We start from the raw sequence: 22,359 nt of genomic DNA, 5'->3' as shown, positions 1-22,359 counted from the left end.
AATCAAAAAAAAAAAAAATATCCCCCCCCCCCCCGCGGGGGGGGCCGCCATACACCACCCCGCGGGGCGCCTATCTTCTTTTGGGGGGGGGGGGGGGGCCCCGCCCCCCCCCCCCCAAAAACCGCCGGTCGAGCCCGGCTAGCCGCGACTCATCTTCTAGCGAATTCAGGTATTCTCCCTTTCCAGTTGGCAACCGTGGTCTGCTAGCTGTCTGGCCGAGGTCCTATGAGGAGCTTGGACGTCCGGACTACACACCGAACCTGCTATATACGCCTGGCGTTGAGGAGGAAACCGATTGCCCCTGTGCCCGCCGATGATCCGTCACCTGAGATCCCCTGACCTGTTTGGACCCATCGATCGCCTGCCGGCACTTGGCACGCGGATTAGAGAGCGGACATTCGAGGTCCTCAACCCGTCGACCGGCGAAGTGCTGGCAGAACTACCTGACATGGGAGTCGAAGAGACATGCGCTGGAATCGAGAAGGCCTATGTCGCGCAGCCTGGATGGGCAGGGTTTACCGCACGTGAGCGCAGCGATGTTCTATGGCGATGGCATGAGTTGATCATCGACCACACCGACGATCTCGCTGCAATTCTCACCGCGGAGATGGGCAAGCCGCTTGCCGAGGCCAAATCGGAGATATCGCATGCTGCGGCGTATCTGCAATGGTACGCCGAGGAGGCAAATCGCGTCTATGGCGAGACGATCTCCGCACCATCGACGGACCGCCGAATGCTGGTGATCAAGCAGCCCATCGGGGTGGTCGGCACGATAACCCCATGGAATTTCCCGGCCTCGATGGTGGCGCGCAAAATCTCGCCAGCCTTGGCGGCGGGCTGCACGATTGTCCTCAAGCCCGCTGAACAGACGCCGCTCGTGGCTGGAGCAATGTTCGCCCTCGCCCATCAGGCAGGCTTCCCCGAAGGCGTCGTCAACCTGATCTATGCGTCCGAAGGTCACGCGGTCGGCCGCGAACTTTGCACAAATCCCAAGGTCCGCAAGATCAGCTTCACCGGCTCTACTGAAATCGGGCGCTTACTTATGCGCCAGTGCTCGGACCAGATCAAAAAAGTCAGCCTAGAGCTCGGCGGCAATGCACCCTTCATCGTCTTCGATGATGCCGATATCGATGCCGCGGTTGACGGTGCGATCCAGGCGAAATACCGCAATGCCGGCCAGACCTGCGTTTCAGCGAACCGCCTTTACGTCCAGTCGCGCGTTCACGGCGAGTTCGTCGAGAAATTCGTGGAACGGGCTCGCCAACTTCAAGTTGGTGACGGTTTCGCTCCCGGAGTGGACATCGGGCCTCTCATCGACAAGCAGGCTTTGGCCAAGATTGAATCCCATATTGCCGATGCCGTAGCTAAAGGCGGCGCAATTCGATGCGGGGGCAAACGCGTCGGCACGAATGGCACGTTATTCCAACCAACGGTCCTGACCGGTGTCACCAGCGAGATGACCGTGGCGCAAGAAGAGACATTCGGGCCGCTCGCACCGATTATTCGCTTCAACGATGCGGATCAGGTCGTGCGTGATGCCAATGAGACGATCTACGGCCTCGCGGCGTATTTTTATGCCTCTAACCTGAAGCGTGTCTGGCGTGTCGCCGAGGCCTTGGAATATGGAATGGTCGGGGTAAATACCGGCCGGATGTCTTCGGAAGCGGCGCCGTTCGGTGGGATAAAACAGTCCGGCATCGGGCGGGAGGGATCCCGCCATGGCCTCGAGGACTACCTCGAAATGAAATACCTCTGCATGGGCGGCATCTGAAGCATCGGCTTGCAGGGTTCACAGACGGGTTACCTAGCGAGCGACCTCCAAACTTGTGAATTGTAGAATCGCTCCTCGATTGGGAACTGAGGGGCGGTCCGCACCCGAGCAAACACGCAATCCTGAGGAGGCCCCTAAAAGGATGTATCTCTCGACGAGGACAAGCGTCTGCATTTTCGGCGAAGACGGCGCGCATGCGACGGAGGATACGCTTGCGATTTGGCGGCCCTCGCCGACTATCCTCAGGCGACGGGCTGTCGTTGCGCGGGTCTGGTTGGAGCTTGTGCACCAAGCCATCGTAATCAGTAGCTCAGCTGTTCTTCGGCTGACTGCCGCGCCGGTACATGCTCGGACAGAATCGAAGGTACCATCACGCGGAATTCGCATCCACATTGGTGATCGGCGCACGGTCCAGGGCGCGCCAGGTTGACCGAGCGGGTCGAACCGAATGACAGCCTTGACCGGCTGGAGGACGGAAATCCCGATGCCGAAGAGGTTGGTCAGCCCAGTCGAGCCCACACGCATTTTCGGCACGAACAGCAAGGGCTGGGAAGCGATCGGCCGAGCGGTCCTTGAAGGGGCGGGCCAGGGTTGTTTGACGACGCGTTGGTTCAGGTCAGCTAATCTAGTCTCTACCGTTCAGAGCGGCTTCCCTCGCCAGTGACACCGAGTCAAGATATTTGGCATCGTCGGCTTTGATTGCCGCGCAGATCTGGTCGAGATGGGGACAGCTCACTGGTGCACCTTTGGGCTCATAGTGTTTCCTCGTCATCGAGATGAGGATTGCCGGATTTGGCGTAGAACACCAACACGGGTCCGAGATCAAAGCGCGTCCCGGGCGCAAGGCGCTGGACGGACCGGGGCCATGTTTCGGTTGAGGCGCCATCGATGCCTCGCGCCAGCGTTCTGGCGAAGCGGGGCATCAGCGGAGCGAGTGTCGGTGCCAGGATCGCAGCGGCCGTCGTCTGAAGGGCTAGCGAAGTCCGATTGCGGGCGGGATAGAAACGTCGCGCCGCCGCAAAGTCTCGCGCCCCGCGGTAGATCACGCAATCGCGCACGAATTCGCAGACCTGAGTGGCCGCGCGCCGAACCGAGAAGCCTTCGTCCGAATAGGCGCGCTCCATCGCCGCGCGATAGATCTCTATGCGAGCAAAGAAGGCGCGGTCGACCGGGCTCCAGTCGCCAGCATCGGGTACACGGCCGGCAAAATCCTGCTTGATCTCCTGGTTCAACGCCTCAAGCCAGTTCAGCCAAATCCCTTGGAACACCTCGTTCTCGGTGCGGCGCAGCGCGTCCAGCGTGAAATCCGTCCGCTCATCTTCCGGGCGTGTCAGGCCCAAATGAAGGCGTACGACATCGACTGTGTTTGGGCTCAGAACCTCCTTGCCCCAGACCGCATGGCGGCAGCTGGTTGAGAACTTCTTGCCGTCGAGCAGGTAGAACTCGTTGACGTGATAGCGGATGCGTGGCTTCCAGTGGGAGAAGACCTCGGCGTAAAGAGCGGGGTAGAGTAGCGCGTGGTAGAACGAATTGTCGAAGCCGAAGAAATGGACAATCTGCCAGTCGTTGCCGGGCATCTCCGCCTTCCAGTCGCGACCCATCGAGCGGCCGAGCGCTTGGATGTTGTACAGAAAACCGAATGCCATCTCCGGCCACACCCAGATCACTTGCCCCGGGAACCCCTCGGCCGGCAGGCCCCAGTCCGAGGGGTGGGTAATGGGCACTGAAAAGTCGCGGCGTTGGCGTAGGCGCGCGAAGAGATCCAAGATCCGTAGCGGGACGCCCGACGCCCTTAGATGCCGGTCGATATTGTCGTAGCATTGGTCCATGGCAAGTTCTGGACGGCGGAGGGAGCCGACCACCGGCGCCTCGGCAGACTGCCGTGACCGCGCTGCACCTAAATCGTGGCAAAGGTTTGGGGCACCGCATTCCTCGCAGATGTTGCCAGCGGCGGAGCCGCCGCAATCGGGGCAGAGGCCGCCAACATCCGGCTCGTAAAGATAGTGGCCTGTCACAGCATCAAAAAGCGCAGGGCTCTGGCGCAAATCTACCGCCGCGCTGCTCAGAAGACTCCGGAAACACGCGGTTTGGAACTCGCCGTAACCGTCATCGCCCATTGTGGCTTGGAAGCTGTGGATCTCACAATCGAGATGTGCAAGCGTGGCGCGAATCTCGTCGGCGTAGTAGCGCGCCACATTTGCAGGCGTCGATTGATCGGCATCGGCGCGTGTCGCGACGTAGCTCTGGTAATCGTCGCTTCCGGTCAGGTGATAGGCCTCCACTCCTTTCATGCGCAGGAAACGAGTATAGACGTCAGCGCCGAAATAAGGGCCAGAAAGATGCCCCAGATGCAGATCGCCATTTGGCGTTGGCGGCGTGGAGAAGACGAAGATTGGGCCGCGTGGAGTCGTGGTCTTTGCAGCGGCATCAAGGGCGGCCTCGCCGTCTCGCCAGTAGACAGCGACGAAATCTAGGTCTTTGTTTCCGTCATTGCGCAGCACATGCGCTTCAAAAGGGTGGAACAGAACGACATCGCCGGCCTCGACCGAGATTTCCCCACGGTCGGTCGTGACCTTGCCCGCGCCAGACAGGACCACGAAAGCCTCGATTTCGTCGTGCCGATGGGGCTCGGATGTGACGCCCGGTCCAACCTTTCCGAATGAAAACCCCGTGCGAGCGCTGCCTGTTCCAAGCGTGGCCGTGTCGATACCAAACGCCCGCGACAGTTCCGTTCGAGAAAACGTGTATTTGCGCATGACAACCAACCTAAGCTGTTGAAGCAGTGGGACCTTCGGCTGCCAACGCAACAGCCTCCCTTGCAATTCGTGGAGAGAAACGGCAGCCCGACCCGTTGGCGGCGCGACCAGGATAGTGCAGCTCTGGACCGGCAAGCGGGCAACCAAGGGGGGGCACTAGTCGGGCTGTAGGCGCACAGAAGACCGCCTGCGACCACCTCCGCAATCCACGTGCCAAAGCGTCGTAACGGGCTGCGGTCGATGCTCCGCGAGCCCGCAAATCAGACGTCCATACCGTCCGCGCATTTTGAGCGGTCGATCAGTTTCGTGTGCATGCCTCCGCCTGGCTGCGTGAGCTCAATCGCGATAGAAGATGCCATTTGGGGGCTTGAGATTGTCGAGATCGGCCACTTTGCCCTCGGGCGGGTTAAGGGCGCGCTTAAGCACGTTATATTCAGCGCGGGTCGGCCCGCCGGTTGAAGCACGCTGGAACACCAAGTAGAGTGTCCGCCGAGAACGATTGCTTTTGTTCGGTCGTGAGTAGTGCGGTGCGTAATCGTCGAAGATGAAGATGTCGCCAGACTTCCATACTACGGGTTCCCAGGAGAACTTTTCGGCAACTTGAGGGTCGATCACCCCACCGGCATCCATGGGAAACACCCCCTTCTTGTGGTTGCCGGGGCTGAAGAAAAGCCCGCCGTTTTCCTCGTCGGAGTCGTCGATGCCTATGGCAACCACCGCATGGACCATCCGATCCGGGAGTTTGTGTGGAATGTGATAAATGTCCTGATGCGGGAGATAGCCGCCGCTGTCGGGGTAGTGGAAAATCAGCAACTCCTTGAGCCTGCGCGAATCTTCGCCAAGCAACTCCTCGACCGCTGACTTTATGCGCTGATCTTCTAAGAGCAAACGACGCAATGGACCATGGAAGTCGAGAAAATTCTCCATCTTGGAGGTGATCTTTCGATTGTCCGTCGTCTTCTCGAACCACATGAGCCATTTATCATCGCTGACGGCCCAGCGTGACATATCTTCGACAAAGGTAGAGATATCTTCCTGAGCCGCTGGATCGAAGAACCTTTCGAGCCTGACGTATCCGTCCTTCTGCCACTTTTCTCTTTGTGCATCAGTCAACATGCGAAAAGCCTCCTGTTGGAAACACTGGTTTGGTTGGACATGCCAATTAGGGCGGTCGGGCGCTGATCAAGTTGCGGGTCCACAGAGACGGACTCACGTGATGAGGGAGGCGATGCTAAGTGCGTTCCGCTCCGGCGGATATTGTCCGCAGAAGCTCGGCGCGAGACTGCCTATGTCAGGCTCAGCCGGGTCTAGGGGTTCCGCAAACTGGGCCGGATCAATCGCTTCACCCGGTTCAACCACGACACGCATCGCCAAAGGCCGGCACCATCCGCTACCTGCCGACCCAGCCATGGCCGCCAAGACCACGGCGGTCTTTCGAGTGAGCGACTTGGTACGGCCTTGGCAACCGTAGGGGAAATGCACGCCCCCAGAGTGACGCGATGCGCCGCTTGGTCCAAGGGCTTGGTCGGTCACGATGATATCGGAGAAGCCTCCGGGGTTCACCGCAGCGCAGGCGGACATCATTCCTAGGATGCCACCGCCGATGATCAAAAGCATACGAGTCATATTCCACTGCCCATTTCTTCGGCTGCGTGGTCGGGCCAGCTCTCGATCGAGGTATGAGTGATGAAGCCAGGATGCTCGGGGTTCGCGCATGGCGCGCGCCCAAGTAGGCTATCGAGGATGCGGCGCGCGCGCCAGGCCAGCAAGCTTAGGTTCGGATCGGCCAGGCCGCGCTGCCCGAGGCTCGCATTTTGTACGAAGATGCGTCTGTCACACGGTCCGTCCCAGCTCACCGAAAAATCCTCGCGAATAGCTAATTCATTGTCGATCTGCTCCAAGCGGCCCATGATCGGTTCCAACAAGCTTGGGACCGCGTTCTCGTAACCGGTGGCCAGGATGACGATGTCAGCCGTGACTTCTTCGACCTCGTCCATGCCATGCTGCAGGGTCAGCCTGTGACCCGGTCCGGCGTTGATGCAGTGCGAGACGGTGCAGCCCGGCCGCAGTGTGATGTCGCATCGGTATGGCTCGAAAAATGCATGGCGGTACAGCGCCTGATAGATCGCGCGCAACGTGCTTTCCGAAATGCCGTCCGAAGCAAGCACGAAACGCCGCAGGAGCAGCTTACGCTGCGACTCGCTCATCGCCGCGAAGCGATCCGAAAAGCAGGGCATGAACAACTCGTTTGTGAACGGGCTGTTGTCCAGAGGCAGATAGTTTTCGCGCTGCGAGACCCAAGTGATCGAGGCAGGCCGCCGTTCGTTCGGCAGGCCGACAAGGTGCAACATCACCTCGGCTCCCGACTGGCCTCCGCCGACCACGCAGACATGCTTTCTCCGCACCTCAGGGTGGATGTGCAGTAAAACCGATGAGTGGAACAGGTTGCGTCCAATCCAGCCCTGAAATTGAGGCGGAATTTGCGCCTGCTTGCCAATGCCGACCACAACGTTTCTGGCGCCGAGAACCGCCTTATCCGTCCGCACCCGAAACTCGCCGTCAAAGCGGATTTCGCGCACTGTCTCGCCGCCACGCACAAGTGGGTTCCTGTGGAAGACCCAGTTCAGGTATTGTTCGAACTCCACTCTGAGCACGGCTTCGAACTGTGCGTTCAGGAAGTGATACAGACGCCCGTTCTCGTGCAGGAAGTTTACGAAAGTGTAGGCTGATCGCGGATTCACTAGAGTGACCAGGTCCTTGAAGTGGCTGACCTGGAGCTCCGAGGAATCGAACGCGATGCCGGGATGCCAGCGGAAGTCGACCTGCCGATCCAGGAACAGTGTCCCTTGCCCAACTTGCTCGTGTATCTGACACGCAAGGCTCAAATTAGACGGCCCGGCACCGACCCCAACGCAAGATAACTCCACTGCTTCCTCCTATAGAGTCTTCCCACAGCCGGCTTGTTCGCGGCGAATATCGGCCATAGCCATTGGGCCCCCTCGCGGACGTTCCGAGCCCCGGTGCCGACCGGATTTGCGAGAATTGTCCTGCGCGTTCGGGTTGTCGAATGTAGACCCGAGCATTCCAGCGCGGTGACAATCGAGGGGTCAGGCCGGCGACGTGGGGCAACGACGTGTGTCCTATCCGCCCGTCTGGATGCCCGCGTCGCCGTCACGCGAGACGCAACCCATCGAGGTGTTTGAAGCCGGCGCAATCGTCCGCCTCAACCATGACTGGCCGGCCTTTCGGCGGCTTGATGGCAGGCGAGAGCGCGGTTTTCACTGCGGCGAGGGCATTTTCGGTGCGCATGATCATGGACGACGTCTCGCTGATGCGTTCGCAGAATCCCGTGCATGGGCCGTGCCAGAGAAGGAAAACCTTATTAAGCAATGGCTTGGCGGATTTGCGATCCTGTCGGAAATCCGACATTGAGGGGGGACGCCTACCGGCGGCGCCCGATTTGCACGTCGATGTCGCCTTTTCCGATTAGCTAATCGGGCACCTTCTGCACCAGAATACTTCTCATGGAGACCAGCACGAAGGCTTCATGAACGGACAGTGCATAACCTGGTGTCTCTGCCGGACAGATCGCGATATGCCGTCTCCCATCGAGGTCGGCAGTTGCAAGAGCTGCCAAATCCTTCGCCCTATCGTGCCGTTGCACTGGCTCGATCCCGACATCCTCGGAGGCCGTGATCATGAAGAGTGACGCAATCTTATGTCCGCCGCGAGGCCTCTCTCATGGGGAAGCAATTCTCTGTGTTGGTGTTGGATGCTCTTGATGAGATGGTTGCGGATGGGCGCATGCCCAGACCTAAGCGCATCAATGATTGCGCGATATGGGCCTTCACCAACTGGATTGTCGAATCTCTGGAAAGATAGCCGGAAGACAATTGCGTTATGACCACTCTGCCGGTTCCAAAAGCACGTGCGCCATTCGGTCGCTGCGACTCAATCCAGGCGGAGGGATGAGGCCGCAAAGCGGTCTTTTGCGCGCCCACCGGTGGGCCAGGATGGAGCCATCGTAAACGCAGTTATTCGATGATCGCCGCCGCGGAGCTCGTCAGGCTGTGCCGCGCCCGACACCGGCGACGTAGTGATCGTCGATCGCCCCGTCGCCGATGCGATCCGAAGCTCGGCCAGTTTCGCGGTGAGCTTCACTGCTTATTCCGCAGTGCCCACCGAGTGGCACAGGAGGTTCTATCAGGCGGTCACGGCTGCGTTCGTTGTCGGATCTTCGACGATGTCGGACATGAGACACACCGCCATCAGGGTGATCGCATTGTTATGAAATGATTTTCTCATTTGGCACGACACCTGCAGCGCAGTCCGCAAAACGCGCTGCGGCGCGGAAAGAGGAGAAATCATCCCATGATCATGCGCGCCGAACATGCGGTCGCAGCCACGAAAAGCTCTCCGAGCCTAAGGAGAACCTTGAAATTGTTTCCAGTCGACATGATTCTTCACGTTATCCTGAGATGACCGCATTCGATTTCCGTCCAACGCTGGATGCTCCCGACGATGATCCCTATCTTTGGCTCGAAGATGTTGAAGGCGAACGGGCACTTGCCTGGGCCGCCAGCCAGTCGGCCAGAACCCTGGGGCACTTCGGTGTAACGCAGTTCGATCGCGACCGCGACGCCCTGACAGCGATCTTCGACCGTCCTGACAAGATTCCCTTGATCACCCGCCGCGGCCAGTACCTCTACAATTTCTGGCAAGATGCCGGAAATCCGCGCGGACTGTGGCGCCGGACCTCCCTTGCCGCCTACATGAAAGTGGATCCCCACTGGGAGCTACTGCTCGATCTGGACGCCCTCGCCGCTAGCGACGGAGAGGACTGGATCTGGCGCGGCGCGTCCCTTGAGCCGGAGAGACGGGAAAGAGCCGTTCTGGGCCTGTCGCGCGGCGGCAGAGAGGCGGTCGTGCATCGCGAATTCGATCTGGAGTCTCTGAACTTCGTCGCCGACGGTTTCAACCTCGCGGAGGCCAAGGGCGGGGTCAATTGGCTCGATCCTGACACGCTTCTGCTTTCCAGTGCGCTTGGTGATGGCATGGCCACCCGCTCCGGCTACGCGCGCACCGTGCGGCTGTGGAAGCGTGGCGCGGATCCGCTCACCGCGCCGATAATCTTCGAGACCGGTTCCGAATCCCTCGGCGTGTCCGGCCGTCTGGACCGCACCGCCGAGAGCGAGCGCCTTTTGTTCATCGAGCGGCCGGCCTCCTTCGAGAAGATCGGCCGAATCGGCGACAGGAGCGGGCCGAAGATGCGGATTGACCTTCCTCGGGACGCCTCGTGGAGCGGCTTCGGCGACTGGCTGGCGGTAAAGCCGCGCAAGCCGTGGACAGTGGGAGGGATGACCCATGCCGCGGACGCGCTGATCGGCATCTCGCTTTCCTCCTTCATCGCCGGCGAGCGCAGTTTTGCCATCCTCTTCGAACCAGGCGACAGGCGCTCCCTGCAGTCATTCTTCTGGAATAACGGGAAGCTCATTATCTCCTACCTCGTCAACCTCGATCCGCGTTTCGAGATGTTCACCCCCGACCGCCAGGAATGGACGCGCCGAGCGCTGGACACCGTGCCCGCCGAAGGGACTGTTCACCTCGTGTCGCTCGATGCGGAACGTCACGAGACCAATGGAGAGGTCCTCATTTCGGCTCAGGACCCGATCACGCCGCGGAAGCTTCTCCTATTCGACCTTAATGCCGCGGCGCCTCTCGGCGCTCCAGTAATCCTGAAGCGCAACCCGGAGAATTTCGACGCATCCGGGCTGGTGGTGACGCGCCACGAGGCAGTCTCGACCGATGGTGAGATGATCCCCTATACGCAGGTCGGTCCGGCGAACGGGAACGGGGATGCCCCGGTTCACCTCACCGCCTACGGCGGGTACGGCAAATCGGTCCTGCCCCACTACTACTTCTCCCTCGGCAAGCTGTGGCTCGAACGCGGCGGCACGTGCGTGGTGGCGAACATCCGGGGCGGCGGCGAGTTCGGCACCCGTTGGCACGAGGCGGGGCGCAGGGCGGGCAAGCGTCTCGCCCATGACGATTTCGCCGCAGTTGCCGCCGACCTCGTGCGAAGGGGCATTACACAGCCGAGGCGGATTGCCGCCGAGGGCGGCTCAAATGGCGGCCTTCTGATCGCCAATATGCTTACCCGCTATCCTGAGAGTTTCGGCGCGCTGTTCTGCAAAGTGCCGCTTGTCGACATGCGCCGCTACACCAAGCTTTTGGCGGGCGCGAGCTGGATTGACGAATATGGCGATCCCGACAAGCCGGAGGAATGGATTTTCCTAAAGGAAATCTCCGCCTACCACGCAGCGATCCCGGGAGAGCCCTACCCGCCGATCCTGATCGCCACCACAAAGCGGGACGACCGCGTCCACCCAGGCCATGCGCGCAAGATGGCCGCAAAGCTGCAGGCTCTTGGCTATGCCGCTTACTTCTACGAGGCCCGCGCGGGCGGTCACGGCTACGGCAGGGACAATCGGGAGCGGGCTGCATTCATTGCCCTGGGCAAGGATTTCCTTCGCAGTGCGATCGGTTGGCAGGCGGATCGCATACGACAGGCGGCGGGGACTCGCAAGAGCCAGGTTTCAAATTGAGCACAGCTCGATGATTGCGAGCAGGGCGCAAACGAGGGGTGCTCATTCTCACCCAACATGATCATGAGCGCTCGGTCAATCTCAAGCAGGATTTCTCGTAGTGCAGTGCATTATTTCTGAAGAGCAAGGAGAGAATATCATGGCGAGAAATCAAATGGGCGTGACGCGGGAAGTAGCAGCAGCGGCCGTCCTCATGGTGGTGGGACAGCAGGCCGTCGCGGCCGACCTCGTGCAAGCCGCGAGCATCCCGCAGGCAGGAGCCTCGGTCCCGGAACGGCCAAGCCCTTGGCAGATCCGCCTGCGTGCGTTGGGGGTCGTCACTGAGGATTCGGGCTACGTCAATGCAGTGCCCGGCTCCGGTCTTTCCTATTCGGACACCGTGACGCCGGAACTCGATATCTCCTATTTCTTTACGGATAACATCGCCGCCGAGCTCATACTCGGCACCACCTATGCAAACATCGAGGGCCAAGGAACGATCGGCGGTCTAGGCAATGTCGGCAAGGTTTGGCTCCTGCCGCCTACGCTCACATTGCAGTATCATTTTACCAATTTCGGCGCTTTCAAGCCCTATGTCGGCGCCGGCGTGAACTACACGATATTCTATAACCAGGATGTCGGCAGCGCCGATGCTCTCAAGGTCAAGAACACGTTCGGCACCGCGCTGCAGGTCGGGTTCGACTACATGGTGGATCAACACTGGGGCGTCAACTTCGACGTGAAGAAGCTTTTCCTGAAGCCAGACTTCGACGTCACGGTGGACGGCGCGAAGCTGACGGGCAAGGCCGCTCTCGATCCCTGGTTGATAGGCGCAGGTGTCACCTACCGCTTCTAACGACAGGTGAAGGCGGCTGCTGACAGCCGGTCTGAAATGAAGGGCGCACCTCGTGCGCCCTTATACCCTCCAAGGCCGCGACGCTCAGGACAGGTGACATTGGAGAGACGTGTCTTCAATTCCAGTGCAGCAACACTCAGCGGCAGCACCAACAAGCTCGACCCGATTGGTTTCGGCTCGCCGGCTGATAGTGAAGATTGGCTCAGCACTGATCGGCGATCCAGAAACCGGAGAAATACGCGGTTCTTGGCTTATAATGGATGTCGTCCGATTTTTCGCACGCGGGCAGCAGGTGATCATCGTCACGTCTGATGCTGTCGCGGTCGGCTCAAGTCACTTCAACCATCTGGACAGATCTCTGCGAGTTGAGGAGGAACAAACGGCCGCCGCTATCGGTCAGGTTCAACTAATGCGTGCCTATGAACAGAGTTTTAAACGCCTTGGTTTTGGCGTTCGACCCGCGAAGATATAGACGATCAGCATCGCCGGATCGTGTCCGCTGCGTGGTGTAGCTGGCGGCATTGGTCGCCGCGCTCTCCGGCACGGGGCCGGGCTGATCAGCGTGCCACGGCTGGCAGGCTGATCAGAGGATCATCGCTCATTGGCTGATGGTTTCCAGCGTCATGTATCTGGCGCGCTGCACGGCCCATTCGTCGTTCTGTTCGAGCAGGATCGCGCCAACCAGGCGGACGATGGCGTCATCATTTGGGAAGATGCCGACGACGTCGGTGCGCCGCTTGATCTCGGCCGTTGAGGCGCTCGATCGGATTCGTCGAGTGCAGCTTGGCGCGGTGCTCCTTGGGGAAAGTCATGTAGGCAAGCACGTCGGGCTCGGCGTCGTCCATGATTGTCGCCAGCTTCGGCACCTTCGGCCGGATCTGGTCGGCGACGGCGCGCCATTGCCTGCTTGCAGCCCCGGACGTTTCCTGGGCGAAGGCGGTGGCGATGAAAGCGGAGACGACTAGGCGCCCGCTCTTGCCGGCATGGGCCAGCACGTTCCTCATGAAGTGGACGCGGCACCTCTGCCATGTCGCGCACAGCACCTTGGTGACGGCCGCCTTGATGCTTTCATGGGCATCGGAGACGACGAGCTTGACGCCGCGCAGGCCGCGGCGGGTCAGCGTGCGCAGGAACTCCGTCCAGATCGGCTCGGCCTCAGACGTGCCGACCTCCATGCCCAGCACCTCGCGTCGACCGTCCGCATCGACGCCGACGGCGATGATGACAGCGACCGAGACGATGCGGCCACCGCGGCGCACCTTCAGATAAGTGGCGTCAATCCAGATATACGGCCAGTCACCCTCGATCGGCCGCTCGAGGAAGGCCTTCACCTTGCCGTCGATCTCTTCGCACAGCCGGCTGACCTGGCTTTTGGAGATGCCGCTCATGCCCATCGCCTTGACCAGGTCGTCGACCGAGCGCGTCGAGATGCCCTGCACATAGGCTTCCTGGATGACGGCGGTGAGCGCCTTCTCGGCCATGCGGCGCGGTTCGAGGAAGCCCGGGAAGTAGGAGCCCTTCCTGAGCTTGGGAATGCGCAGCTCGACGGTGCCGGCGCGCGTCTCCCAGTCGCGCTCGCGATAGCCGTTGCGCTGGGCCGTGCGCAACGGGTTCTTCTCGCCATAGGCGGCGCCGGTGGCGGCGCCAACCTCCAGCTCCATCAGCCGCTCGGCGGCAAAGCCAATCATCTCGCGCAAGAGATCGGAATCCGGAGTCTTCTCCACGAGCGCACGCAGGTTCATCATGTCGTCGGTCATCGATGGTTCCTTCGAATCAGGTTGGTGTCAGCAACCCGACCTTACCGGCGAACTGTCGATGACCACCGCAAAGCCGCTCGCTCGCTACAGCGCTATCGAGGGCGCGTTCGCGAGCGGCTTCGCTACCGCCGAGCTACACCACCTTATGGGACACGACCCATCGCCGCCTCAATGCGGTTTCAACCCTTCAACAACTTCTCAAAGTTGGCGCCGTACCCATTATCAATGAGAACGACACGACGGCAACGGCGGTCGCACGCACTCGGACACGCCGGCGCCGGGCCAAATCCAGGTGCATGGAAGGTTGCTTGTGCCGCGACTTTCTCACCGCCCCTCTTACGAGCAAGATTGACTGACGGCAGCACCCGATCCAAGTATCTGCGGCTGCGGGTGGCGCGCATGTTTCAGGGGCTTCGGTTCAAAGTCCTCGTCGCACATCAACGGTCGGCCCACACCTTGAAATCGAGTCATTCCTCGGATGCAACTCGACCAGTTCGCGGTGAGTTGAGTTTTCCGCGGCGCACACCGAGCTCGCGCAGGGGACCGACAGGCGGTCACGGTTAGACTCGTTGTCGGATCTTCGACTATGCAGGACATGAGACAGTGCTATCAGAATATCGCACCGTTCTGAAACGATTTTCCTAGTTGGCACGACGCATGCTCGGGCTATCCCAAACGCGCTGCGGCACGGACTGAGGAGAAATCATCCATGATCACGCTCGCCGAACATGCGGTCCCCACCGCGAAAACTGAGCTTTCCCGAGCCGAAGGAGAAACCTTGCGTTTGTCTACGGCGATGGGGTCTCGGCTCGGCCCTGTGGCGGTGAGCGTGGCCTCCAGCATGCGCGCCTCGGCCGTCAGGCACCTCATTGCTCTTTCTGCCCGTTCGCTTGGATTTCTTAAAGACGTGACCTTGCACGACACGGGATACGTCGATGCGGTGCTTGTGCATGGCCGGTTCGATTTCGAGTGCTACAGGGAAGATTTGTTTCATAAGCTCGCCTTGGCCTTCCCTCCCAGCTTGTGCACGGCACTACCGTTACGTCGTGCCGAATTTCTGGCCGGTCGCGCGATGGCGGACGCGGCGTTGCAGGCGCTGGGCCAACATACTACTGAGATTCCAATCGGTCCCGACCGCGCCCCAGTCTGGCCAAAAGGCTCAGTTGGTTCAATCACCCATGCGCGGGGGCATTGCGCCTGTTTCGCCACAGGCGATCCAGGTTGGCAAGCCGGTGTCGACATCGAGGCAATAGCCAGCGGCCACGCGCTGGAATCGATCCTGAGCATGACGGCAAACCAGCGTGAACGTGCCTTGATTGCACGACAGACGGCACTCCCTCCAGATCGGCTGGCAACGCTGCTCTTTTCGGCAAAGGAAACACTTTTCAAAGTACTCTACCCGGTGGTGCGGCGCTTTTTTGGGTTCGACTGTGCTGAACTACAGACGCCCCCTGCGAACGGATGCTTGCGGCTGCACCTAACACAAACCCTTTGCAAGGAATTACCTGCGGGCGAATCCTATGAAATCCGCTTTAATACCACCGCCGACTGGGTATTGACTTGGCTAGCCGTGCGTCGGTGCGAAGCAAGTGTCATTAGCCGAGAAGCATTTAAAATATAGCGGTCTGCCCTTTTCCTTTCAAGGTAATCAGGTCCACCGTGCGTGATCTTAGAGGCCGTTTTGAAAATCGGAAAATTGGGATTTCGGCGGAGGCTGGGGAGGCGCAGGTGAATGTCGCGATCCGCTGGTTCATCGGCTACGGCCTGCACCAGACGCTGCCCGATCATTCGAGCCTGACCCGGATACGGCAGCGCTGGGGCGCGGAACGCTTCCGGCGCATTTTCCAGCGCACAGTTCATGCCTGCATTACGGCGAAGATCGCCAAAGGCGAAATCGTTCATATCAACGCTTCACTGATCCGCGCGGACGTCAGGTGGGACAGCTTGGCGGTTCGGCATGTCGAGACGGTGGCCGATCGTCGACCGCCGTATGTTGCTTGTAGGCCGGCTCCAGTCGGCGGTTGCGCGCGTGGTCACCATCGTGGCGTCGGGGTCGGTTACGCACACTTTCTTGAACTTGCCGGTCTGCCGGCTGGCGCGGAGCGCTTCGATCTCTGCGTCGTTGATCTGTATCGGCCGCCAGGACCAGCCGGGTCCTGGCGGTCGTGGTGCATCGGCGCTGAATGGGAAGATGACGCGACAGTGATAGACGAGATCGGGACACCCAGTAGACCTGGGGGGCGCCCTAAGCGCGTCAGTTCGTTATGGAGCCGCTCCCCGGATCTCATTTGGGCAGGCGGCCAAACGTGCCGCCTCTTACGTAGGCCGGACACATGCAAGCCGCCAACTTTTCGCGCATTGCTCAACAAAATCCTTGCACCGCGGGAGCCATCCACAGATGCAGGCCTCGCGCCGGGACCGTTCTGCGGAATGCTGCTCGCCGAGCTTGGCGCCGACCTGTTCTGCATCGAACGGCAGGCTTTGGACATAGGCGCTCCGAGGCAATGGGCGCTGTGCAACCGGGGCAAGCGCTCTCTCATCCTTGATCTCAAGCAACCGGGCGCTGTCGAAACGCTCTTGCATTTGGTCGAGGGAGCGGATGCGATAATCGAGGGCATGCGCTCGACTGTGATGGAGCAGCTCGGTTTGGGGCCAGAGGTTTGCCTCCCCCGCCGTCCTTCACTGGCCTATGGACGCATGACTGTTGGGGGCAGGACGGCCCCTTGGTACAAGCCGCAGGGCACAATGGAAACTATGTATCTATCTCTGCGGCTGCGGCACTATGGCTGGCGACGCAGCCAGGCCAGGCTCCCGAGGCGCCGCCGACCTTGCCCGGTGACGTCGCAGAAGCGACGCTGTATAAGACCATTGGCTTTCTCGCGGACAGGACGGGTTCGGCCCAGGTGGTCGACGCGGCATTCGCGGCCGGCAAGCCAGCCGCGCACGGGAAGTACTGGGATCGAGCTTACCAGTGCGCGGACGGCGAATGGATCGTCGTCAAACCAATCGAGCCGAAATTCTACGCCGAACTTACATAACGATGAACGCTTCGTGGACAGCCAACAGGCCCCGAACTTTGGGCGATGCTTGGCAACGAACTTGCGGATTGCTTTAGGACGAAGACTCGTGCCGAGTCGACCGATCTGCTCGAGGGCAGCGACGCTGCTTCACCCCCGTTCCTATCATCCGAAGAGGCGGTTACGCATCCGCATGTTATCGCGACCGTTGACCGTGTTTTGCAGGCTACCCCCGCCCCGCCCCGGGTTTTTCCCGGACGCGGTCGGCCGAATAAGGTTGGTGCCGCCCGGCGGCGCCCATATGGAGGACATATTTGGCAAGCTGGGTTTGGCGTGGCTCGACTGAAAGATTTGGAAACAGCCGGTATGTTGGGAGCAAACGCCCGACGTACCGGCATGTCGGGATACAAGTGGCGCTATAATTCTGGTAAACTTGCTCTTAACGAATGAAAGGAGAGGTGAATGAGTGAGTCATGTGAACTAGTTATTTCAGAGAGAAGAGAAAATATTCTTACCATTACCATCAACCGCCCCGAGGTAAGGAACGCGATTGATACCAAGACTGCTGAGGCCTTGCAAGCAGCGATGGATTTGCTCGACGACGAAGACGAGTTGATCGTTGGAGTACTGACAGGTGCCGGCGGAAATTTCTGCTCGGGCATGGACCTGAAAGCAGCGGTCACTGAAGGAATGCCGTTTCAGCTTCAGCACTCTCGGGGTGATTTCGGAATCTTGGGCCGGCCGCCGCGTAAGCCATTGATCGCTGCGGTCGAGGGCTACGCGGTAGCTGGAGGCTTCGAGACGTGTCTTGCCTGCGACATGATCGTGGCGGCCCGCGACGCCAAGTTTGGCCTGCCCGAGGTTCGGCACAACCTGCTGGCCACGTATGGCTTGGTCCGGCTCCCCACCCGTATGCCTTATCATCTGGCAATGGAACTCGCGCTGACGGGTGGGTTCAAAGAAGCGCCATACTTTGAGCGTTTTGGTGTTGTGAACCACCTTGCCGAGCCCGGCCGGGCGCTCGATGAGGCATTAAAGCTAGCGGAGTCGCTGCTCGACAACGGGCCCCTCGCTTTGGTGGCAAGCAAGGAAATTATGTTCCAGGCGTTCGACGGACAGGCCACCGAAGATCGTCTAAAGGAGCTTCCGGTCGTCAAGAAACTGTTTGGGTCGGAGGATGAACGCGAGGGCCTTACCGCCTTTGCCGAGAAACGCAAGCCTGTCTGGAAAGGCCGTTAGCGTCGGCCATAGCCCCTTGGCAGGGTCGTGCCCCCGCTGAGTGGTGTAGCTTGACGGTGGGAGAAGCCGCTCGCGAGCGCGCCCTCGACAGCACAGCGCGGTAGCGAGCGAGCGGCGCAGCGGTGGTCATCGTTAGGGTCGGGTTGCTGACACCAACCTGATTCGAAGGAACCACCTGTGACTGACGACATGATGAACTTGCGCGCGCTCGTGGAAGACCCCCATGCCGATATCCTGCGCGAGATGAACGGCTGGTCCGCCCCCGGCCTGGATCAAGCACAGGCGCAGTGGTCTCGTCCGCGAAGAGCTTGTCTGAAGCCTTCAGCCGCTCGAACAGCCGCTCATGCACAGGGCGAAGCAGGAAAGCTGCCTTGGCCACAGTCGGCGAGTGTCGAACGGTCGAGATTGACGCCCTGGCGGGCGTAGATCTGGGCCTGACGATATAGGGGAAGGTGGTCGGCATACTTCGACACCAGAACATGAGCCACCGTGGCCTCTGTAGGAATGCCGCCTTCGACGAGACGTGCCGGCGCTGGCGCCTGCACGACCACCTCTTCGCAGGCCCGACAAGCATACTTCGGTCGACGGGTGACAATCACCCGGAACTGGGCGGGCACGATGTCGAGACGCTCGGAGACGTCCTCGCCCATAACATGCAGCTGGCTTGGCAGCACGGGCAGATTGCGCGTTTCGGCAATTCCTGGACACCCTTTTCGCTAAGACGACAGTATCGACCTATTTGCTGCGGGCGCGGGAGGCCGGGCTGTCATGCTGGCCGCTGCCGCCGGGCCATGAGGACGCGACGCTTGAGCGGCTACTGTTCGGCCGTGCCGGTCGTCCGCCGCAAGACCTGAGCGAACCGGACTTTGCGCTGATCGCCCGGGACTTGAAGCGCAAGGGGGTGACGTTGACGCTGTTGTGGCAGGAGTATCGCGACAGCGGATGGTGCTCATCCCGATGATCTTTCCGCCGTAAAAGCGTCGCTTCAGCGTACGAAAAGGATCCTAAGGCCGGGAAAGTTATGGAGGGCGTTTGACGAGTGGCGAACTGTATGCCGAATGCGTCTTTGTCTCCGCTCCAAGAGAAGTCGTCATGCGCGCGTTCAGGTAAGAATCGGTCGTGAATGTGGCGTGCCAGCGCAAGAGCTCTATCGCCGTCCGATTCCAGATAAACGCGCGGCGCGCGACCTGCAAACTCAGTTTTAACCGCGCTTAATTCCCAAAAAAATCGAAGTGAGCCGGCGGATCTCAACTGTGGCACCGCAAAATCAGCATCACTTGTGAGGCAAATGTAAGAGTGACTGTTTTCGCTTGAGCCTTCTGAACACATCTGATGCTCGCGTGAAGGTTTCTGCGAGTGCTCGATGAAGGTCTTCTCCAGGCTCAGTGAGCCTGACGCCAGACCCAGAGCTTGCGATCAAGGCAACGCCGAGTTGCTCCTCAACGGCGTTGACGCGTCGGCTGACGACCTCAGGAGCGATGTTGACTTCGGAAGCAGTAAGCTCGAACGACCGACGTCGCCCCAATACCTCAAACGTCTCAAGCTCCGTCAGGCACGGCAGACCGTAATAAGGTTGATCCATTGAACACTCATCAAATCAATAGCGCGCCGAAGGCCCGTAGCTCACCTAATGGTTCGCCGTAGCCCGCCGCCGCAGACCAGAACGCATCAAAAATCAAACGGAGCCCGCTGCATCCGCCTGCGCAGCACTGCGGACGTCCCCCACCCGAGTGCTACGCAAGTATCGTGCCACCCGAAAAACTCTTATATCTCGCCTTTGATGAAACTTAAAGCAAACAACTTTGGTGCGATCTCTGACAACGCTGTCCAAATCCGGACAATGGCTGATCGGTTGCAGCATGGAAACCTGAGCCAATCCTCAAGCATGTGCTTGAGCCTTCCCGCTTATGCTGAGTGTCGGGTCGAAACGGGGGCAGTTCACATGGCGAATCTGCTTACGTGATCTGGCTCGGTCGTGCTGAAGCGAAGGCCTGCGACCTCATTCGTCTCGTTATCGACAGAGACTGGGCCTTCGTCGCACGTGACTGGCCGATTTCCACGGAGCGGCCTCAAATCCCAGTGAAATAGGCAGTGTGCCCGCCGTTGGTTGAAGGCAACCTTTGACATGTGGGATGTGGCTACGCATCCCAATTGTATCTCCGTCCAATTGCAGCGGGGCGATTTCAGCCGCCGTCGGCGCCGTGTTGGCGCGCGGCTGCCATTCTTCATCAGTCGCCCCGGACAAACTGCTTCGAACACTTCAGCGTCGGCTGAAGGTCTGGCGCAGCGAACACGGGGACGCGCTGCGGTTTGGCCCCTTAAACAACGAGCAACCGATCCCGGAGATCGCAAGGCCACACTGAGGCTTCGTGGCGCTCGCCAAGGAGGCCCGACGCTGCGAAACCCCGGGACGTCTTGCGCATTGGTGAGGTTGCCGGTCGCAGTCCTTGTCCTTGCGTCCTGCAAGTCGATGCCGACCCATGGTCTGGCTGTGATCTCACCATGGTCCCGGTACATGCCACTAGCAATCACATTCACCATCAGCATTCCGCCTGTTGAGCCGTGTAGGCGGAGGCAACCCTTCAGCCCTCGGATGCGGATTAACCGGTTCGTGTTCCTCAACCTTCCAATGCTACAGCCTTGGAGATATTCTTGGCGTAACGGCTTCGCCTCAATCCCCTTTACCTGCGGGCTACGTCACCCTGCCAGTTGACGGCAGGTCACCGCCGCTTGGGCTCATGCCTCCTCACAGCAGAAGGCAAGGCTTTCGTTCATTTCCTCCTTTCTCTTGAGCACTCCAGTCACATGCGCCCGAGGCGCGCGCCAATAAGGATTTTCCACCCAACGCTCCACCACTGCTTCGTCGGACAGGTCGTGGACGTGCTTGAGGTAATGCAGACCGACCATCAGCCGCGTCGGCTTGGCCGGCCTGCCGACCGGGCGATAAAACCCGCCAAACGCCTTGTCAAAGCGCGACCACGGCATCAATGCCGACAACCGGACCAGCGGATGGCGCGGATTGATGGTGGCATCGAGGCGCTCGCTGAACAAATCATTCTTACCGGACGACGGACGGGGTGGCAGCATTGCAAAAACACCGGAAAGCGACGGGATCAAAGGTGGTTTCCGGCATTCTGCAATACTTCAAACCCGATGGGAATCCCTGCAACGCAAGGGTCCAGGAGTTTTTCAGGGCGAACTATTTCGTCTCGGACACAGTGCTGGGGGTGAAGGCGGAGGCGAGCGCGTAACCACTGCACTCCGAGATGTTGTCGCATTTTGACGACCTCCAATATGCTCGCGCAGGTCAGTCGCTCGAAATATAGCGGCTGACTTTTCTCAGCATCCTTCGAAGATATGTCGCCCTCACTTTGCCGAACGTTCCGAGGTCGTTGGAGACCAAGGCGTCCGAAAGCCCCTTTAGTTCATCCAACAGTTCGCCCACAACGTCATGCCAGTCAAGATTCGGCAAGAAGGTGTACCAGATACGGGCGACGCGGTAGTAAAGCAGGTCCGTCATTTCACGCATGGGCTTGCTGCCAATGAGATCGCAGATTAGAGCCTCGAGATCGTTTGAGAGATCCGCATAGCCTTCGATACCCCGCTGGCCGCGAAGGTCCACGGCTAGCGCGATCAGTCCATCGAGCGTCTCCCGGTGCAAGTCCGTGACCCAGTTCGGGGACAATGATCCCATCACCTCTGCAAGGAGGATTCGCAAATCATATATGTCTTTGAACGTCTTCATGTCGATGTCGGTGACGCGCGTACCGACGCCGTTTCGGATCTCAACCAGTCGTTCATAACTGAGCTGCTGGAGAACTCGCCGCAGTGGAGTCCGACTGACACCGAACTCAGTCGCGAGCTGCAGCTCATTGATCATCATACCCGGCGGATAGTGTAATGTACTGATCCGCTGCCGAATGCGTTCATACATATATCGCTGGCGTTGATCGGCACTTAGTTTACTAGGTTTATTCATCGTTCCAAATTAGCTCTGGGCGAAGACACATCGTCGCGTACATTGAGACCATTGGTTCCAAGCTTTGGAGCAAGGCGGGAGACGCGAGCCCTGAATCTTTTCGGTGAAATGTCATTCCAATGATTCCGACGGTGATTCCGAGACGAAACCGGACGCCTATTCCGATAGATAGAACACGGCACGCGATTCCGGGGCGAAATCGGGCGGTCTGGAGCGCCTCTGGGTTTTTTGCGGCATTTGTCGACGAAGCCGTTTTCGGTCAAGCGGGAGTTAGGCCTACTGGCAGGCCGCCCCCTGTTGCGCATGCTTTCGCCGGAAAGTTCGATGCGATTGGCGTGATGAACAAAGGCGGTCGAGAACGGCATCGGCGATCCACAATGACCCGGTCGGGCAACCTCTG

General features: G+C 59.8%; 14 protein-coding genes and 7 pseudogenes. 11 read left to right on the top strand and 10 right to left on the bottom strand.

Annotation, left to right across the window (positions count from 1 at the left end; translation table 11 throughout):
• The first annotated feature begins 313 nt into the window (after positions 1-313).
• Positions 314-1,771, top strand: coding sequence for an NAD-dependent succinate-semialdehyde dehydrogenase (locus NKJ90_RS30780; protein WP_502904959.1), 1,458 nt, complete (start codon positions 314-316; stop codon positions 1,769-1,771).
• Between the two features lie 752 nt (positions 1,772-2,523).
• On the opposite strand, the gene NKJ90_RS30775 is transcribed toward NKJ90_RS30780, so the two are convergent.
• The 5 genes from NKJ90_RS30775 to NKJ90_RS30755 form a co-directional block, all read right to left on the bottom strand.
• Entirely contained in the window at positions 2,524-4,527 is a 2,004-nt protein-coding gene (locus NKJ90_RS30775; protein WP_352487556.1) for a class I tRNA ligase family protein, read from the bottom strand.
• A 336-nt stretch (positions 4,528-4,863) separates the two neighbouring features.
• Positions 4,864-5,643, bottom strand: a complete 780-nt coding sequence (locus NKJ90_RS30770; protein ID WP_352487555.1) for a phytanoyl-CoA dioxygenase family protein — start codon at positions 5,641-5,643, stop codon at positions 4,864-4,866.
• 506 nt (positions 5,644-6,149) lie between these two features.
• Positions 6,150-7,454, bottom strand: a complete 1,305-nt coding sequence (locus NKJ90_RS30765) for a lysine N(6)-hydroxylase/L-ornithine N(5)-oxygenase family protein (protein WP_352487554.1) — start codon at positions 7,452-7,454, stop codon at positions 6,150-6,152.
• 244 nt (positions 7,455-7,698) lie between these two features.
• Positions 7,699-7,842 carry an iron-sulfur cluster assembly accessory protein gene (locus NKJ90_RS30760; protein WP_352487553.1) on the bottom strand — a complete coding sequence of 48 codons (144 nt, stop codon included), beginning with the start codon at positions 7,840-7,842 and terminating at the stop codon, positions 7,699-7,701.
• Between the two features lie 888 nt (positions 7,843-8,730).
• Positions 8,731-8,919, bottom strand: a complete 189-nt coding sequence (locus NKJ90_RS30755; protein WP_352487552.1) for a hypothetical protein — start codon at positions 8,917-8,919, stop codon at positions 8,731-8,733.
• A gap of 86 nt (positions 8,920-9,005) precedes the next feature.
• Here NKJ90_RS30755 and NKJ90_RS30750 point away from each other — a divergent pair, with 86 nt between their 5' ends.
• The 3 genes from NKJ90_RS30750 to NKJ90_RS30740 all read left to right on the top strand — a co-directional run bounded on the left by NKJ90_RS30750 (position 9,006) and on the right by NKJ90_RS30740 (position 12,439).
• A complete protein-coding gene (locus tag NKJ90_RS30750; protein ID WP_352487551.1) occupies positions 9,006-11,132 on the top strand; it encodes a prolyl oligopeptidase family serine peptidase in 2,127 nt (708 codons plus the stop codon).
• 139 nt (positions 11,133-11,271) lie between these two features.
• The gene (locus tag NKJ90_RS30745) at positions 11,272-11,967 is read left to right on the top strand and encodes an OmpW/AlkL family protein (protein WP_352487559.1); all 696 of its coding nucleotides are present in this window, start codon (positions 11,272-11,274) and stop codon (positions 11,965-11,967) included.
• A 109-nt stretch (positions 11,968-12,076) separates the two neighbouring features.
• The gene (locus tag NKJ90_RS30740) at positions 12,077-12,439 is read left to right on the top strand and encodes an amino acid kinase family protein (protein ID WP_352487550.1); all 363 of its coding nucleotides are present in this window, start codon (positions 12,077-12,079) and stop codon (positions 12,437-12,439) included.
• An 85-nt stretch (positions 12,440-12,524) separates the two neighbouring features.
• Here the strand turns inward: NKJ90_RS30740 and NKJ90_RS30735 are convergent.
• A pseudogene (locus NKJ90_RS30735) lies at positions 12,525-13,724 on the bottom strand (IS256 family transposase).
• A 140-nt stretch (positions 13,725-13,864) separates the two neighbouring features.
• Between NKJ90_RS30735 and NKJ90_RS33640 the strand changes: the two are divergent.
• The 6 genes and pseudogenes from NKJ90_RS33640 to NKJ90_RS30705 form a co-directional block, all read left to right on the top strand.
• Positions 13,865-13,984, top strand: a pseudogene (locus NKJ90_RS33640) (glutamate 5-kinase); the annotation flags it as partial.
• A gap of 449 nt (positions 13,985-14,433) precedes the next feature.
• Positions 14,434-15,345, top strand: a complete 912-nt coding sequence (locus tag NKJ90_RS30730) for a 4'-phosphopantetheinyl transferase family protein (protein WP_352487549.1) — start codon at positions 14,434-14,436, stop codon at positions 15,343-15,345.
• Positions 15,346-15,443: 98 nt separating this feature from the next.
• Positions 15,444-15,701, top strand: a pseudogene (locus NKJ90_RS30725) (transposase); the annotation flags it as partial.
• A 453-nt stretch (positions 15,702-16,154) separates the two neighbouring features.
• A pseudogene (locus NKJ90_RS30715) lies at positions 16,155-16,406 on the top strand (CoA transferase); the annotation flags it as partial.
• 41 nt (positions 16,407-16,447) lie between these two features.
• Positions 16,448-16,762, top strand: a complete 315-nt coding sequence (locus NKJ90_RS30710) for a CoA-transferase family III protein (protein ID WP_352487560.1) — start codon at positions 16,448-16,450, stop codon at positions 16,760-16,762.
• Between the two features lie 441 nt (positions 16,763-17,203).
• Positions 17,204-17,980, top strand: coding sequence for a crotonase/enoyl-CoA hydratase family protein (locus NKJ90_RS30705; protein WP_352487548.1), 777 nt, complete (start codon positions 17,204-17,206; stop codon positions 17,978-17,980).
• Between the two features lie 211 nt (positions 17,981-18,191).
• On the opposite strand, the pseudogene NKJ90_RS30700 reads toward NKJ90_RS30705, so the two are convergent.
• Positions 18,192-18,659 (bottom strand): annotated as a pseudogene (locus tag NKJ90_RS30700) (IS66 family transposase); the annotation flags it as partial.
• Positions 18,660-18,698: 39 nt separating this feature from the next.
• Here NKJ90_RS30700 and NKJ90_RS30695 point away from each other — a divergent pair.
• Positions 18,699-18,920, top strand: a pseudogene (locus NKJ90_RS30695) (IS21 family transposase); the annotation flags it as partial.
• A gap of 333 nt (positions 18,921-19,253) precedes the next feature.
• Here NKJ90_RS30695 and NKJ90_RS30690 read toward each other — a convergent pair.
• From NKJ90_RS30690 to NKJ90_RS30680, 3 genes and pseudogenes are all read right to left on the bottom strand, one after another.
• Positions 19,254-19,562 (bottom strand): LysR family transcriptional regulator, encoded by a 309-nt coding sequence (locus NKJ90_RS30690; RefSeq protein ID WP_352487546.1) that lies wholly within the window; start codon positions 19,560-19,562, stop codon positions 19,254-19,256.
• A gap of 1,238 nt (positions 19,563-20,800) precedes the next feature.
• Positions 20,801-21,067: pseudogene (locus NKJ90_RS30685) on the bottom strand (transposase); the annotation flags it as partial.
• A gap of 220 nt (positions 21,068-21,287) precedes the next feature.
• Positions 21,288-21,914, bottom strand: a complete 627-nt coding sequence (locus tag NKJ90_RS30680) for a GntR family transcriptional regulator (protein ID WP_352487545.1) — start codon at positions 21,912-21,914, stop codon at positions 21,288-21,290.
• Positions 21,915-22,359 lie beyond the last annotated feature (445 nt).

Source organism: Mesorhizobium sp. M0051, from assembly GCF_040323235.1.
In the GTDB taxonomy this organism is placed as follows: Bacteria; Pseudomonadota; Alphaproteobacteria; order Rhizobiales; family Rhizobiaceae; genus Mesorhizobium.
Note: the sequence above shows the minus strand (reverse complement) of the source record. Positions and strands in the feature narration are given on the sequence as shown.